The sequence below is a fragment of the Mesorhizobium loti genome (assembly GCA_014189435.1).
Taxonomy (GTDB): Bacteria; Pseudomonadota; Alphaproteobacteria; order Rhizobiales; family Rhizobiaceae; genus Mesorhizobium; species Mesorhizobium loti_G.
Genome location: CP050293.1, coordinates 166637 through 181743, shown reverse-complemented (window position 1 = coordinate 181743; position 15107 = coordinate 166637). Strand labels below are relative to the sequence as shown.

General features: G+C 63.0%; 19 protein-coding genes. 12 read left to right on the top strand and 7 right to left on the bottom strand.

Annotated elements, in window-relative coordinates; all coding sequences use genetic code 11:
* Positions 1 to 81: 81 nt before the first annotated feature.
* Positions 82 to 615, bottom strand: a complete 534-nt coding sequence (locus HB777_00900; protein ID QND62604.1) for a GNAT family N-acetyltransferase — start codon at positions 613 to 615, stop codon at positions 82 to 84.
* A gap of 199 nt (positions 616 to 814) precedes the next feature.
* Between HB777_00900 and HB777_00895 the strand changes: the two genes are divergently transcribed.
* Positions 815 to 1270 carry a DUF2214 family protein gene (locus HB777_00895; GenBank protein QND62603.1) on the top strand — a complete coding sequence of 152 codons (456 nt, stop codon included), beginning with the start codon at positions 815 to 817 and terminating at the stop codon, positions 1268 to 1270.
* Here HB777_00895 and nth read toward each other — a convergent pair.
* Positions 1264 to 2025 carry an endonuclease III gene (nth, locus tag HB777_00890; protein QND68603.1) on the bottom strand — a complete coding sequence of 254 codons (762 nt, stop codon included), beginning with the start codon at positions 2023 to 2025 and terminating at the stop codon, positions 1264 to 1266. The two genes, HB777_00895 and nth, sit on opposite strands and share 7 nt — an antisense overlap.
* 66 nt (positions 2026 to 2091) lie before the next feature.
* On the opposite strand from nth, the gene HB777_00885 reads away from it, so the two are divergent.
* Complete coding sequence (locus tag HB777_00885) at positions 2092 to 2586, top strand: DUF2244 domain-containing protein (protein QND62602.1); 495 nt, start codon at positions 2092 to 2094, stop codon at positions 2584 to 2586.
* A gap of 9 nt (positions 2587 to 2595) precedes the next feature.
* Here the strand turns inward: HB777_00885 and HB777_00880 are convergent, their stop codons facing one another.
* Positions 2596 to 3411 (bottom strand): class I SAM-dependent methyltransferase, encoded by an 816-nt coding sequence (locus tag HB777_00880; GenBank protein QND62601.1) that lies wholly within the window; start codon positions 3409 to 3411, stop codon positions 2596 to 2598.
* Positions 3412 to 3558: 147 nt separating this feature from the next.
* On the opposite strand from HB777_00880, the gene HB777_00875 reads away from it, so the two are divergent.
* From HB777_00875 to HB777_00840, 8 genes are all read left to right on the top strand, one after another.
* Positions 3559 to 4401 carry a methylated-DNA--[protein]-cysteine S-methyltransferase gene (locus HB777_00875; GenBank protein ID QND68602.1) on the top strand — a complete coding sequence of 281 codons (843 nt, stop codon included), beginning with the start codon at positions 3559 to 3561 and terminating at the stop codon, positions 4399 to 4401.
* A 220-nt stretch (positions 4402 to 4621) separates the two neighbouring features.
* Positions 4622 to 5092, top strand: coding sequence for a hypothetical protein (locus tag HB777_00870; protein QND62600.1), 471 nt, complete (start codon positions 4622 to 4624; stop codon positions 5090 to 5092).
* Between the two features lie 22 nt (positions 5093 to 5114).
* Complete coding sequence (locus HB777_00865) at positions 5115 to 5507, top strand: hypothetical protein (GenBank protein QND62599.1); 393 nt, start codon at positions 5115 to 5117, stop codon at positions 5505 to 5507.
* Positions 5474 to 5983 (top strand): hypothetical protein, encoded by a 510-nt coding sequence (locus HB777_00860; GenBank protein ID QND62598.1) that lies wholly within the window; start codon positions 5474 to 5476, stop codon positions 5981 to 5983. Before HB777_00865 ends, HB777_00860 begins: the two co-directional genes overlap by 34 nt.
* The gene (locus HB777_00855; GenBank protein ID QND62597.1) at positions 5958 to 6440 is read left to right on the top strand and encodes a hypothetical protein; all 483 of its coding nucleotides are present in this window, start codon (positions 5958 to 5960) and stop codon (positions 6438 to 6440) included. The genes HB777_00860 and HB777_00855 overlap by 26 nt, the downstream gene beginning before the upstream one ends.
* A 156-nt stretch (positions 6441 to 6596) precedes the next feature.
* Positions 6597 to 7502, top strand: coding sequence for a ribokinase (locus HB777_00850; GenBank protein QND62596.1), 906 nt, complete (start codon positions 6597 to 6599; stop codon positions 7500 to 7502).
* 1 nt (position 7503) lies between these two features.
* A complete protein-coding gene (locus HB777_00845; GenBank protein ID QND62595.1) occupies positions 7504 to 8958 on the top strand; it encodes an amidase in 1455 nt (484 codons plus the stop codon).
* A gap of 192 nt (positions 8959 to 9150) precedes the next feature.
* On the top strand, positions 9151 to 9765 hold the full coding sequence (locus HB777_00840; GenBank protein ID QND62594.1) for a LysE family translocator: 615 nt from the start codon (positions 9151 to 9153) through the stop codon (positions 9763 to 9765).
* Positions 9766 to 9970: 205 nt separating this feature from the next.
* Here HB777_00840 and HB777_00835 read toward each other — a convergent pair whose 3' ends face one another.
* Positions 9971 to 10912 (bottom strand): nucleoside hydrolase, encoded by a 942-nt coding sequence (locus tag HB777_00835; protein QND62593.1) that lies wholly within the window; start codon positions 10910 to 10912, stop codon positions 9971 to 9973.
* A 315-nt stretch (positions 10913 to 11227) separates the two neighbouring features.
* On the opposite strand from HB777_00835, the gene HB777_00830 reads away from it, so the two are divergent.
* Positions 11228 to 11653 carry an Hsp20 family protein gene (locus HB777_00830; GenBank protein ID QND62592.1) on the top strand — a complete coding sequence of 142 codons (426 nt, stop codon included), beginning with the start codon at positions 11228 to 11230 and terminating at the stop codon, positions 11651 to 11653.
* A gap of 65 nt (positions 11654 to 11718) precedes the next feature.
* Positions 11719 to 11973, top strand: coding sequence for a DUF1150 family protein (locus HB777_00825; GenBank protein ID QND62591.1), 255 nt, complete (start codon positions 11719 to 11721; stop codon positions 11971 to 11973).
* 68 nt (positions 11974 to 12041) lie between these two features.
* On the opposite strand, the gene ptsN is transcribed toward HB777_00825, so the two are convergent.
* From ptsN to rpoN, 3 genes are all read right to left on the bottom strand, one after another.
* A complete protein-coding gene (gene ptsN / locus HB777_00820; GenBank protein QND62590.1) occupies positions 12042 to 12506 on the bottom strand; it encodes a PTS IIA-like nitrogen regulatory protein PtsN in 465 nt (154 codons plus the stop codon).
* A gap of 127 nt (positions 12507 to 12633) precedes the next feature.
* Entirely contained in the window at positions 12634 to 13218 is a 585-nt protein-coding gene (gene raiA, locus HB777_00815) for a ribosome-associated translation inhibitor RaiA (GenBank protein QND62589.1), read from the bottom strand.
* Between the two features lie 265 nt (positions 13219 to 13483).
* Positions 13484 to 15010 carry an RNA polymerase factor sigma-54 gene (rpoN, locus tag HB777_00810; protein ID QND62588.1) on the bottom strand — a complete coding sequence of 509 codons (1527 nt, stop codon included), beginning with the start codon at positions 15008 to 15010 and terminating at the stop codon, positions 13484 to 13486.
* Between the last annotated feature and the right edge of the window lie 97 nt (positions 15011 to 15107).

The following is a 15107-nucleotide window of genomic DNA, read 5'->3' as shown; positions in this document are numbered from 1 at the left end:
GCTAGCAGAGCAGGTATATCCAGTCGATGACGACGCCCAGAGCATGATGCCGAAAAGTGCGAAGCGGTTTTTCGGACGACATCACCGCGCCAGCAGGATGGTCGGGGTGTCGTGATAGGTGGTCTGCACCACTTCCCGGTAGCCGCACTTCGCCGCAACCCTCAGCGAAGCCGTGTTTTCCGGATCGATGATGCAGACGGTCTTCTCCCGCCCGAACGTCTCTTCGCCCCATGCGAGCACGCGGCCGACCACCTCGGTGGCGAAGCCCGCTCCGTGCACGGCCGGAACCAGCGCCCAGCCGGCCTCGGGAATGCCTTCGATCGACGGCTCCATATCGCGCTTGAGATCGTGAAACCCTGCCTCGCCGATGAAACGACCCGTCGCCTTCTCCTCGATCGCCCAGAAACCGTAGCCGAGCAGCGACCACAGGCCGGCGTGACGCAGGAAGCGCATCCAGCTTTCTTCGCGCGTGCGCGGCTTGCCGCCGATGAAACGGGTGACGACGGGATCGGTCCACATCGCGGCATAGGCGTCGAAATCGCCCATCCGGTGTGCCCGCAAGATGGTTCGCTTCGTCTCGATGACAGGAGCGCTGGTCGCTGGTGGATTGTTCATGGGATCTGCCTCGCACGGATGGTCCGCGCTTAGCAAATCGCCGGCCTGGTGCAAGGGCCAGGGCAACGCGGTCCATCATCCAGGCGCCGCTATGGGAATCTTGCGCGACGGTGCTATTTTCACGACAGGCTGATTCACACCAGCAGCGTGATCCATTTTCAGGCGCGGGGCGGCGCCGTCAGACCCAAGGGAAAAAAGCATGGACGCCACCGATCTTGTGCTTGCGATCTTCCATCACGTGCTGGTGTTTTCACTGGCAGGCATCATCGGCGCCGAATTCGTGCTGATCCGTGGCGATCTGGCCGCCACGACGCTCAAGCGGCTCGCCGGCATCGACCGCCACTATGGCATCATCGCCACGCTGATCATTATCGTCGGTATCGGCCGCGTCTTCTATGGCCTCAAGGGTTGGGAATTCTACGTCTACAACTGGGTGTTCTGGGCCAAGATGGCGGCGTTTGGCGTGGTCGGCCTGCTGTCGATCATCCCGACCGTCCGCTTCATTTCCTGGAACAGGCAAGCGAGCGCCAATCCCTCGTTCCTGGTGCCGGCGACCGAGCTTGCGTCCGTGAAGACCTACATCCGCGCCGAGGCTTTCATCTTCCTGCTGATCCCGGTCTTCGCCGCGGCGATGGCGCGCGGCTACGGCTACTGATCTACCGCTGAAGCCATTTCAAGCGGAGCGATCGGCACCAGCGGCGCCGGCACATCGGTCGTCTTCACCTCGGCCTTGCAGATGTCGGCGATGACGCAGGCTAGGCAATCCGGCTTGCGCGCCTTGCAGACATAGCGGCCGTGCAGGATCAGCCAGTGATGCGCGTGGCGCATATATTCGTCCGGGATAATCTTGAGCAGCCCCTGCTCGACCTGTTCCGGTGTCTTGCCGGGCGCCAGCCCGAGCCGATTGCCGATGCGGAGAATATGCGTGTCGACCGCCATTGTGTGCTGGCCGAAGGCCATGTTGAGCACGACATTGGCGGTCTTGCGCCCGACGCCCGGCAGCTTGACCAATTCATCGCGGTCGTCCGGCACCTCGCCGCCATGGTCGCGGATCAGCGCCTCGGAGAGCGCCACGACATTCTTGGCCTTGTTGCGCCAGAGTCCGATGGTCTTGATGTATTCGCCGACCTTGGCCTCGCCCAGCGCCAGCATCTTCTGCGGCGTATCGGCGACCTTGAACAGCGCCCGCGTCGCCTTGTTGACGCCGGCGTCCGTGGCTTGCGCCGACAGCACCACCGCGACCAGCAAGGTGAAGGCGTTGACATGTTCAAGCTCGCCCTTCGGCTCGGGCCGCTGGACAGAAAAGCGCCGGAAGATCTCGTGCACTTCGGCCGGGCTGTAGCGCGACGAGCTTCGTGCCGGCCGAGGCCGCGGCTTGGCGTTTGAGCCATCGCGCCGTCCGGGCAACAGTTCTTTTTGGGCATCGAAGACTCTTTGGACTTGGGGCTCGCCATTTCCCTCCTATAATATCCCGCCATGAGCGACACAAACGCCTCGTTTCAGGCCGACGAGCCATTCTTTCAGGCGCTACTGACCCCGCACCGGTCGCTGGGCCGGAGAGGCTTCTTCATCCTGATGGCCGCGCTGCTGTTCGGCTGGCTGGTGACAGGCGCGTTTTTCCTGTCGCGCGGCGCCTGGCCGGTGTTCGGCTTCTTCGGCCTCGACGTGGCCGCCGTCTACATCGCCTTTCGCATCAACTATCGGGCCGCCCGCGCACGCGAGGAAGTCTCGGTCTCGCGCACCAGCCTCGACATCCGCAAGACGGCACCCTCCGGAAAATCGGAAGCGCATCGCTTCAATCCGTTCTGGGCACGGTTTTCGGTCGCCCGTCACGCCGAGATCGGCATCACCAGGATGGCGGTTGAAGGGCAAGGCCAGAACGTGCCGATCGGATCTTTCCTGGACCCGGACTCCCGAGAGAGCTTCGCCACGGCTTTTTCACGCGCGCTGGCGACCGCCAAGACGCGCTGAACGGATGTCTCAGAACCGATAGCGCAACAGCCTGCCGATTCTTCGCAGCGCCGGAATGTGTCTCCAAAGCCGAACAAACAGTTTCGCGGACCAGCCCATGCGGGCGGCGTGTTCAGGCTTGTAGGCCGAGATGTCCTCGACGAAGCGCAGCTTCGGAACGGCTCGCTCCAGCTCATGCGGATCGTCGATCGCCCAATGGACCTGTGCACCCGTCACCTTGATGGTCGGATTGAGGCGAAGCAGTTTCAGGCCGAAACGGCTGTAGGCGTCGAACACCAACTCACCGCTGGCAAGATGCGAGACAAGCCGCGCCAACAAGCGCGGCCCCTCTTCGGCGGGCAGATAGGGCGTCAGCCCTTCCGCCACCACGATGGCCGGGCGATTGCGGGGCACTTGAGCCAGCCAATCGGGCTCGGTCACCGACGAGGCAACCAGATGGTAATGGTCGCGCAACGGATAAAGCTTGCGCCTGAGTTCGATGACCTCGGGGTAGTCGACATCGAACCAGTCCACGCCTGGGGGTGGATCGACGCGGAAGATGCGCGTATCGAGTCCGCAACCGAGGTGCAGCACGATGGCGTCAGGAGTTCTGGCCAGAAAGTCCTCAACGCGGACGTCCAGCGTCTTTGCCCTGATCGCCAGGCCGACGCCGAGATTGGCGTCGACCTTGAGCCTGGAGAAATCATAGTCGATCTTGCGAACCGCCTCGTCGGCGAAATGATCCCCGAGTAGCGAATCCGGCAACCGGCTCTCCAACGCCTTGCCGTAGAGCGTCATCAGCAAGGTCTCTTTTGCCCCGGTGAGATTTACTTTTTCGCCAGCCATGAGCGACTCCTGGACACGAATCCCGTGTCTATCTGGGTATGCGCCGCAGGAAGGCAAGTTTCGGGTGGCGATCGACGCCCCAAGGGGCGATATTCCGGCCCAAGGAGACAGTTCCATGAGCACCCATACAGCGATCCTCAAAAGGACATCACGCCGCAAGGCAGCGACTATGAAATCGTGCGCCGCGCCATCGAGAAGATCAGCCTCGATTACCGCGACCAGCCTTCCCTCGAAGAGCTGGCGGAGGAGGTCGGCGAGACGCCGACCGGCCTGCAAAAACTCTTCACCCGCTGGGCCGGCCTGTCGCCCAAGGCCTTCCTGCAGGCGGTGACACTGGATCATGCGCGCAGGCTGCTCGATTCCGGCATGCCGCTGCTCGAAACATCGTTCGAACTGGGCATGTCCGGCCCGGGCCGGCTGCATGACCTGTTCGTCACCCATGAGGCGATGTCGCCGGGCGACTACAAGACGCGCGGCGCCGGCCTCACCATCCGCTACGGCTACCATTCCTCGCCCTTCGGCACCGCCCTGATCATGGCCACCGACCGCGGACTTGCCGGCCTCGCCTTCAGCGACCCCGGCGAGGAGCGCGCCGCCTTCGCCGACATGTCCAGCCGCTGGCCGAACGCCATCTATGTCGAGGACATGACTGCTACGGGCCCTTATGCCGCGCGTATCTTCGACCCGACGCTGTGGCGCTCCGACCAGCCGCTGCATGTCGTCATGATCGGCACCGACTTCCAGGTTCGTGTCTGGGAGGCGCTGCTCAAGATCCCGATGGGCAAGGCCCGCACCTATTCCTCGATCGCCGCCAGCATCGGCACACCCAGCGCCAGCCGTGCGGTCGGCGCGGCCAACGGCGCCAATCCGCTCTCATTCGTGGTTCCCTGCCACCGCGCGATCGGCAAGTCCGGCGACCTCACCGGCTATCACTGGGGTCTGACCCGCAAGCGCGCCATCCTGGGCTGGGAGGCGGGACAGGTCTCGTGAATATCGATTTTTCCAATTACAGTTGAAGAAATATGTAGATATCAGGATCATCAAGTATAATCATGATTTCAGCTTCGTTTTTATTCCCTACAACCGATGGCAACCTCCGGTTCCCGTAATTGTTATTTTCAGAAGCTATTTTAGTTAACCCTAAATTAACTACGATAAAGTGATGATGACCCATATTAATTCGGGCGATCCGGCTTAATAGGAGGTCTCGATGACGTTGTTTCGCGCCGCCTTCGGCGCAGTTCTGCTGGTTGCCAGCATCGACCAGACCGCGTTGGCCACGACGCAGAATGTCATTTTCAATGGCACTGTCTCGCCCACCTGCACGCTTGTCGTTGCCACCACCGGCACGATGACGGTCAGTCCCGATCTCCAGTCCCTCAGTTCCCACAACAGCGGCGGTTCTGCTGGAACCGTGACGCTGACGACGACTGGAGGTGTGTCGCTCAGCGTCGATCCGGTCACCACCACGACGGCGCCATCGGCCGACAGCACATCGACGACCTGGACACCGACCTACTCCGCCGCTGGTGCGCACTCTATCAGTGAGACCGGCTCGGCCACCAGCATCGGCACCCCCGGCGCCGATCTCGTCTCGGTCCACCTCGCTGGCACCAAGGGCGGCAGCAACCGCTTCGCCAACGGCAACTATCAGGCAACGGTAACGCTGCGTTGCGAATGACGCCGTAGCGAAGGAGGGGTCCTTGAAACATGCTCGAATCCTGGCGACGGTACTGGCCGTCGGATTGACGCCCATTGCCGCCCAGGCGCAGTCGATGTCGCCGATGCGTGGCGAGGTCAACAGCTTCACCAACGTCTTCGCGGTCCGCGTTTTCCCCGCCAATCCGTACGACCGGAAGATCCAGATCGAAATCCACGTCTACGATCAGGATTTTCAGCCGGTAGACGCCGGGATATCTCCGAATGTCTTCCAACTGGCTTCCCAGGCTTCCCGTTCTGTCCTTGTGGTCGTGCCTTTTGACGGCGCCGCCGAGCGTAAAGTGCGTATCTGTACCGAAAGCATCCCCTTTCCCAATCAACAGACGCAGATAAGGGCACAGATATGCGGAAAGTTCTTTGGGCACCGCAAGTCCTGACGGTCGCGCTAGCGGCTGCGTTTGCGAATGTCTCACCCGCCTGGGCCGAGGATGTCTACAACCTCAATCAGAACGAGAGCGGCTTCAACCTGCCCGGCGTGACCTTGCCCCAGGGCCAGGACGAGGTCCATGCCGCGGACGGCACCACTTGCCGTTCCGCCGTCTCCGGCTCCGGCGCCTATGTCGATCTCGGCGTTATCAGAGGCAACAGCCAGTCGGACAACAGCGTTGCCACCTATGGCCGGGTGGTGATCCCGATCGGGCGTACGCCGAAGCGCGTCGATTGCAGCCGCCTCTATGAGCTTGAGGTCGAGCGCCTGCAACTGGAGCTGAAACTCCTCAAAATGGGCCTAGGCTCCGACGGCCAGACGGCGAGCATAGCCGCCACCGCTCCCGCGGCCGCATCGCCCGGATGGGCCAATGAAGGCTGGAGCATCAGGACCGGAAGCGATGGCAAGAAAAAGAAGAAGAAATAGCCGCGCGCTGCTTGCAATGGCAGCACTTGCCGGCTTCTGCCTTCCGGCGCAGGCGGCGATCATCGGCACCTGCACCATCATGGTCGGGGCGTCGGGAACGATGAAGGCCAATCCCGCCATCAGCATACTGGGTTCCAAACAGGCAGGCGGATCGAGCGCCAGCGCCACCGTGGTGGCAAGCTCCCTGTTGTGCTCGATACTTAACTTGCTTGATTGCTATTCGGTTTCGGCGCCGGCGCCTGCCGCATTCTCATCCGCGCCGAGCGGCGGCGGCACCAACGTGACCTTCGCCTCGGTCTTCCGCCTCGATGGCTCGGGGGTCGATATCAACGGAAGCGTGACGCAAAGGGTCACCAACGGCACCCACCCCATGCAGGTCGACCTCACCGCCACCAAGTCGAGCGGTATCTTTCCCGCCGGCAGCTATCAGGGCACGGTCACCGTGCGCTGTGAATGAGGCCACGATACCTCAAATCGGGCTGGACCATTCGCGTGGTCTGGCAAGCCGCGGCCTTACAGGTTAGCCTCCCGCGCGATTGGAACGACCTGCGTTCGCCCGGACGCACAAAGGGCGCTCCGACACTTTGAATTTTGCGCTGCCAGGAGGCCCTGCTTGATTATCGTTATCGGCTCGATCAACCTCGACCTTATCGCCAATGTCGACCGCTTGCCGAGCCCCGGCGAGACGGTGGGCGGCTCGGCCTTCACCACCGCGCCTGGCGGCAAGGGCGCCAACCAGGCGCTGGCCGCCGCGCGCGCCGGCGCCTTGGTGCGCATGGTCGGCGCCGTCGGCAAGGACAGCTTCGCTGCCGAGGCGCTGGCGCTGCTGCGCGACGGCAAGGTCGACCTGTCCGGCGTCGCCGAGACCTTTGCCTCGACCGGCACGGCGCTGATCATGGTCGGCGACGACGGCGAGAACATCATCGCCGTGGTGCCGGGCGCCAACGCGTCCGTGGTGCCCGGCGATCTCTCCAAAGCCTTCCTGAAAAAGGGCGATGTCGTGCTGCTGCAACATGAGATCCCGCTGGCGACCGTCGATGCGGCGCTCGACCAGGCAAGAGCGGCCGGCGCCATCACGGTACTCAACACAGCCCCTTTCCAGGGTAAGGCAGCCGGCTTTCTCGGCAAGGCAGACTATGCCGTCGCCAACGAGACCGAATTCGACCTCTATGGCGAAGCGCTGGCCCTCAACGGCCGCGACCGGGCGGCACGAATGCGCGACTTCGCCGCGAAAACCGGCCGAACCATCGTCGTCACGCTCGGCGGCGACGGCGTGATGGCGGCGACGCCGACCGATTTCCTCACCGTTCCGGCAAGGAAGATCAGCCCTGTCGACACGGTCGGCGCCGGGGATACGTTCTGCGGCTATTTTGCCGCCGGCCTCTCTGCCGGTCTCACGCTCGAACAGGCGCTGACACGCGCCGGCGCGGCCGGCTCGCTGGCCTGCCTGAAGCCTGGCGCCCAGCCGGCGATCCCTCTGGCCAGGGATGTCGATCAGGCTTTGCAGGAAACCCATTGAGATGCTGCGCCCTCAAACGAAACATGCCGTACCGTCGGCCGGCGAGATCTGCCGCCTGTCCGCTGTCGAACTCGCCGAAGCAATCCGCCGGAAGACGCTTTCCGTGCGCGAGGTGGTGACGGCATTCCTCGACCGCATCGAGGCGGTCAACCCGCTGGTCAACGCCATCGTCTCCTTGCGCGACCGCGGCGACATCCTGCGCGAAGCCGATGCGGCCGATGCCAGCCTGGCGCGAGCCGATGCCGGCCCGCTCTTCGGCCTGCCGATCGCCATCAAGGATCTCGCCTCGACCACGGGTCTCAGAACCTCCCTCGGCTCGCCGATCTTCGCCGATTTCGTGCCGCAGGAAGACGATTTCTTTGTCGAGCGTATCCGCGACGCTGGCGCCATCATCATCGGCAAAACCAACGTCCCCGAGTTCGGGCTTGGCTCCAACACCTACAATACCGTGTTCGGACCGACGCTGAACGCCTTCGATCCGGCCCTGACCGCCGGCGGCTCGAGTGGCGGCGCGGCGGTGGCGCTGGCCCTCGACATGGTGCCCGTCGCCGATGGCAGCGACTTCGGCGGCTCGCTGCGCAATCCGGCCGCCTGGAACAATGTCTATGGCTTTCGCCCGTCACAAGGACTTGTTCCCGGCGGACCCGATCTGGAAGTCTTTCATGCGCAGATGGGCGTCGATGGGCCGATGGGCCGCAACGTCCGTGACATGGCGCTGCTGCTCGATGTGCAGGCGGGTTACCACCCGCGCGCGCCACTATCCTACGAGAAACCGGGTTCCTTCCTCGAAGGGCTCGGCACGGCAGCTTCTGGTGGCCGCATCGCCTGGCTCGGTGACCTCGGCGGTCATCTGCCGATCGAATCCGGTATTCTTGAACTTTGCGAGACAGCACTTGGCCGCTTTGCCGATGCGGCCTTCCCTGGCGAACCCTTGCTGCCGGATGTCGATTTCGAAGCGCTGTGGCAGGCCTTCGTGACGCTGCGCCAGGCCAGCAGCGGCTGTGCGCTCAAAACCCACTATGACGATCCCGCCAAGCGCGGCCTGCTCAAGCCGGAAGCCATCTGGGAGGTGGAGAACGCAATGCGGCTGACGGCGCCGCAGATCCGCGCGGCTTCGGTTATCCGCACGTCCTGGCATCGCACGCTGCTGTCTATCTTCGACCGCTATGATCTCATCGCGCTGCCGACCGCGCAGGTCTTCCCCTTCGATCTCAGCACGCATTGGCCCCGTGAGGTCGCCGGACGCGCGATGGACAGCTACCACCGCTGGATGCAGGTTTCCGCCTTCGCGACCCTGGGCGGCTGCCCGGCGGTCAACGTGCCGGTCGGCTTCGATGACAAGGGGCGGCCGATGGGCATGCAGCTGATCGGCCGGCCACGCGGCGACCTTGCCGTGCTGAAGGCGGCGGCGGCCTATGAGGCAACGCTGCCCTGGCAGTCCGGCGCCAGCGCCTGAGCCGCATTCACCGGCGTGTCGCGGCGCTTCGCACATCGGCTTGCATCGCCATCGCCGCCATGCATTGATTGTTGTCAGCTGCGCCGCGTCGGCGGCATTCCTAGAGCATGATCCCGAAAAGTGGGAACCGGTTTTCTCGGACAAAACGGTTTCCGTTTGTCCAGAGATCATGCTCCAACAAAGAGAAAGATCATGTCGCTCGAACTCTACGCCGCCTATGTTCTCGCTTGCATCGTCATCATCCTGGTGCCCGGTCCGACGGTCACGCTGATCATCGCCAACAGCATCCGCCACGGCTCGCGCGCCGGCCTCGCCAATGTCGCCGGCACGCAGGCCGGGCTTGCCGTGATGATCGCCATCGTCGGCATCGGCCTCAACACGCTGATTTCGGGCATGGGCCACTGGTTCGAGTGGGTCAGGCTGATCGGCGCCGCCTATCTGATCTGGATGGGCGTGCAGATGTTCCGTTCCAAGGGCACGCTGAACGCCGATGGAACAGCCAGGAAACCGCGTGGCGGCTTCTTCCTGCAGGGCCTGCTGGTGGCGCTCAGCAACCCCAAAACGCTGATCTTCTTCGGCGCCTTCTTTCCGCAGTTCATTTCGCCGCAAGGCAATTACTCGCTGCAGATCGCCGTCATGGGCCTCACCGCCATGATCTTCGCCGCGATGTCGGATTCGACCTACGCGTTGGCCGCCGGCCGTGCTGGGCGCATGCTGTCGGCCAGCCGCATCAAGCTTTTGTCGAGGATCAGCGGCAGCTTCATGGTCGGCGGCGGCCTGTGGCTGGCGTTTTCCCGGTCGAAGTAACGGCGGCCTCCACCTTCTCCCTTGTGGGGCCCGCAGGGCGGGCGAGGCCCGTGACTCGCCCCGGGCGGTGGATCGGCGCGCAGCGCCGAGACGGTTGAGGGGTGCGTGACAGATCACCGTCGGTGCCAAGCTGGAACACCCCTCATCCGACCGAGCTTCGCTCGGCCACCTTCTCCCACAAGAAGGGGAGAAGGCAAAGAGGGCTCTAGAGCCGCCCCAACCTCTCCACCAGCAGCGCGAAGAAGCCGTCATGGTCGATGTCGCGCATCACCATGGCGTTCTTTGGCCGCTTGGTAACGCCCCACCAATCGATCACGGTCATGCCCATGGTCAGTTCCGAATTGGTTTCCACGCTGACATTGCAGTTGCGGCCCTTGAACAGGTCCGGCTTCAGCAGATAGGCGATGACGCAGGGGTCATGCAGCGGCCCGCCGTCGGTGCCGTATTTCTCCTCGTCGAAGCGCTCGAAGAATTCCAGCATCTCTGCGGTCGCGGTGCCGACCTTGGTGCCGAGCGCGCGGAAGGCCTGCGTGCGCTTGGCGGTGGTCAGCGCCTTGTGGGTGACGTCGAGCGGCATCATCACGATCGGAATGCCGGATTTGAAAACGACATCGGCGGCATGCGGGTCGACATAGATGTTGAATTCGGCCGACGGCGTGACATTGCCGCCTTCGAAGAAGCCGCCGCCCATCAGCACGATTTCCTTGATGCGCGGTGCGATGCGCGGCTCGCGGATCAGCGCCAGCGCAATGTTGGTCAGCGGACCGAGCGGGCAAAGCGTGATCGTGCCGCTCTCTTCCTCCATCAGCGTCTCGACGATGAAATCGACCGCATATTGGTCCTGCAGCTTCATCTTCGGTTCGGGCAATTGCGGCCCGTTGAGGCCGGTCTTGCCATGCACTTCCTCGGCGGTGACCAGTTCGCGCATCAGGGGCCGGATGGCGCCGGCATAGACCTTGATATCAGGCCGCCCAGCCAGCTCGCAGATCTTGCGGGCATTCTTTTCGGTAAGCTTCAGCGGCACGTTGCCGGCAACGGCTGTGATGCCGACGATCTCCAGCTCGGCGCTGCCGAGCGCCAGCAAAATGGCGACGGCATCATCCTGGCCGGGATCCGTGTCGATGATGATCTTGTGTGATTGAGGCATTTCAATTCCTTGTTTGGCGAGGCCGTGGACCTGAATGAATCTGATCGAAACATCCAAATGACGCCGAAGCGGTCGCGAGCTGCGATGTCGAACCGCTCGACCGGGGAAGACAATCCCGACCTGCGCGCTTCTCCGTGCATCTGCTCGCCGTTTCAAGCGCCATGTCGATCATTCCTGTGAGTCCACGACCTGGTCTTTTTGGGCGGGTCTTTTGACGGCTTGAACTTGGTCGCGGGGCGGACCATATCAAGACCATCGGGAAAAATGCCATCTGGGTTTTTCCACTTTATGTCGCTCTTGAGAGGACAGTGTAACATGAGCCGAATGACGCCTTTTTCCAGCCCGCTTCTGCTTGGCTTCGACGCCATGGAAAAGACCCTGGAACGCCTGGCGAAATCCGGTGACAGCTACCCTCCCTACAACATCGAACGCCTCAGCGGCGCCGACGGCAAGACCGAAAGGTTGCGCATCACATTGGCGGTCGCCGGTTTCGCCGAAAGCGATCTCGATGTCACCACGGAGGAAAACCAGCTGGTCGTGCGCGGCCGTCAGACCGACGACACCGAGCGCGAATTTCTTCATCGCGGCATCGCCGCGCGCCAGTTCCAGCGCTGTTTCGTGCTGGCCGACGGCATGCGGGTGATCGCGGCGGAGCTGAAGAACGGCCTTTTGTCGATCGACCTCGATCGGCCGGAGTCCGAACGGCTGGTACGGAAAATAAACATATCGGTGAAAGACTGATCTTTACCGATGGCTCTCATGCGGGATGGCCTTGAGCGGCGTCCTCGCGCCAAGGAGGCTTTGAAATGACCAGAACTGAAACTATCACCATGACCAATGGCGAATTCGCCCATCTCGGCGAGGGCTCGGTCGCCTATCTCAGAAAGGTCTCGAGCGACGATTTGCTCGGCCGTTTCCCGAATCTCGGCGAAATCGCCCCCGGCATGGAACTGTGGGCGCTGTTTGCCGCCAATGGCCAGCCGATCCTGCTTTCCGATGCGCGTGACCGCGCGCTGGCCGGCGCCATGGAAAACGACCTGACCACGGTCGCCATTCACTGACGGCAATCTCCGTCTGAAACGAACAGGGCCGCCCATGGCGGCCCTTGTGGCGGTCTCATCTCAACAATTCAGGCGGCGTGCGAGGCCTGGGTATCGGACAAAAGCGCGTGGATCGCCGTGGCGTCGCGCGTACCCCTGATCTTGGCCACCGTGTCGGCGTCACGCAGCACGCGCGCGATGCGCGACAACGCCTTGAGATGATCGGCGCCCGCCCCTTCCGGCGCCAGCAGCAGAAACACCAGATCGACCGGCTGATCGTCCAGCGATTCGAAGTCGACAGGCGTCTCCAGCCGGGCAAACACCCCGGCGATGCGCTTCACGCCGGCCAGCTTGCCGTGCGGAATGGCGATGCCGTTGCCGACGCCGGTCGAGCCCAGCCGCTCACGCTGCAGGATGGTGTCGAACACTTCCCGCTCCGGAATGCCGGAAATCGCAGCGGCCCGTTCGGACAGCAGTTGCAGCAGCTGCTTCTTGGAGTTCGCCTTCAACGCCGGCAATATCGCCGGAACGTTGATAAGATCGCTCAGATCCATGCTTGAAAATCCCTTGTTCGCCTGCCGTCACCAGTCCTCACCCCTCGTGCGGCCGGCTCTTATCCCAGTGCGACCGTGGCCATCACGTCCGTGCGACCCTTGTCGTCACGTCCGTGCGACTTTGTCGTCACGCTTGTGCGACCTTGGTGGTGGACGGGTCGATCCAGCCGATGTTTCCATCGGGCCGGCGATAGACGATGTTGAGATGATCGGTTCCGGCGTTGCGGAAGACGAAGACCGGGCTGTCCTTGGTGTCGAGCTCGATGACCGCCGACGCCACCGACATGGTTTTCAGCGTCATGGTTGATTCGGCGACAATGGCCGGGGCGAAATTCTCCGGAATATCCTCGTCGTCATCGGCAAGCGGCGCCATCACCGTATAGGCAATGTCGGTCGGATCGCCATTGGCGGCGCCCGAATTGTGCGATTTCAGCCGGCGCTTGTAACGCCTCAAGCGGGTCTCCAGACGATCCGCCGCCGCCTCGAAGGCAAGCGTCGGATCCTGGGCATCGCCGGTGGCCTGCAGCGAAGCGCCGGAATCCAGCCGGATCATGCAATCCGCCGAATAGCGCGAGCCCGATTTGATGACCGTGACGTGTCCGGCAAAGCCGCGATCGAAATATTTGCCGATCGCTTCGCCGACACGATCGTTGATGCGTGTGCGGAACGCATCGCCGATATCCATGTGTTTTCCCGATATGCGCAAATTCATCTGAAAACTGACCTTCCTTGCTCAGGCTTCAAACTGGCCTGAGTTTATACTCGTGATCCGTGCGCACAAGCTTTGCGGCGTCACTCGCGCCGATTTTAAATCCGAACTTTCCGGTTGATCACAAGCCGCCCTTTGACCGTCCCGAGGCCAACGTCGTGACGGACCATCCGCATGCAGGCTTCTAGCCCGTCTCATGCGGGCGGGCTTCTAGCCACTTCACCGCGGCTTGTCAATGAAGTGCGGGCCTGTGGAAAATCGGACCGCCTCAGCGCCCGGCGCTGGCCAGCGCCCGTTTCTCGCGCCGACGCTGCACCGAGGAGGGAATATTCATGCCTTCCCGGTACTTGGCGACCGTACGTCTGGCAATATCGACGCCGCTCTCGCGCAACATGTCGACGATCGCATCGTCGGAAAGCACGTCGACCGGTTTTTCCTCGTCGATCAATTGCTTGATGCGATCACGCACGGCTTCCGAGGAATGCGCATCGCCGCCGCCCGACGCGGCGATCGAGGCGGTGAAGAAGTAGCGCAGCTCGAACACGCCGCGCGGCGTCAGCATGTATTTGTTCGCGGTAACCCGGCTGACCGTCGATTCGTGCATGCCGATGGCATCGGCCACCGTGCGCAGGTTGAGCGGTTTCAACTGGCGCACGCCATGGACGAGGAAGGCATCCTGCTGGCGAACGATTTCCGAGGCGACCTTGAGGATGGTCTTCGCCCGCTGGTCGAGGCTGCGCGTCAACCAGTTGGCGTTCTGCAGGCATTCGGCCAGAAAATCCTTTTCCGCCTGGTTCTTCGCCTGCGGCGAGACCTGGGCGAAATAGATATGGTCGACCAAAACGCGCGGCAGCGTTTCGGCGTTGAGTTCGACGGTCCATGTGCCGTCATTGGCCGCACGCACCTCGACATCGGCGACGATCGCGTCGCTGGCGCCGCCCGAAAATGCCATGCCCGGCCGGGGATCGAGTGCCCGGATCTCGGCCAGCATGTCGAGCAGGTCCTCCTCGTCGACACCGCAGATCCGTTTCAAGGCGTGGAAATCGCGCCGCCCCAGCAGTTCGAGATTGGCGATCAGCGCCTTCATTGCGGGATCGAGCCTGTCCCGGACGGCAAGCTGCAGCGACAGGCATTCGGCGAGGTCGCGGGCGAAGAGGCCGGCCGGCTCGAAAGTCTGGCACACCGCCAGCACCTTACCCACCGCGGCGGCGTCCGTACCGAGACGAGCGGCGATCTCGGCCATGTCGGCGCGCAAATAGCCGGTCTCGTCCAGGCCGTCGGCGAGGTCGGCGGCGATCAGCCGCGCGACCGGGTCGGCGAAGGCGAGCGCGACCTGTTCGCCGACATGGTCGCGCAGCGTGATCGCAGCGGCCGCCATGTCGCCGGCGTCGAAACCCTCGGATGAGGAACTCGCGCCATTGCCGGAAGCCGATTTCCATTGAGCCGTCAGGTCGGGACCGAGCCGCTCGCTGGTGCCCGGATCGTCGGGAAACAGGTTTTCCAGCGACGTGTCGAGCTTGTCCGAGATCGCCTCGGCGCTCCACTGCGTCTCGTTTTCGAACCAGTCGCCGTCAGCGGCGGCTGGCGGCTCCGCCTCGGTCTTCTGCGCCTGGTCGCCGGCGGCATCGTCCTGCGGTTCGGCGCGCTCCAGCAGCGGGTTGCGCTCGATTTCCTCGTCGATGAAATGCTCAAGCTCGACATGAGTGAACTGCAGCAGCCGAATCGACTGCATCAGCTGCGGCGTCATCACCAGCGACTGCGATTGTCGTAGCTGTAGTTTGGCCGCCAACGCCATGGTTCGGTTTCAAACGCCTCGTCTACGCATCCGGACTTCCGGAAAGGAATTTTTGCAGCCGGCCATAGAAACTGGCCCGGCTTTTGCTTGTCAAGGC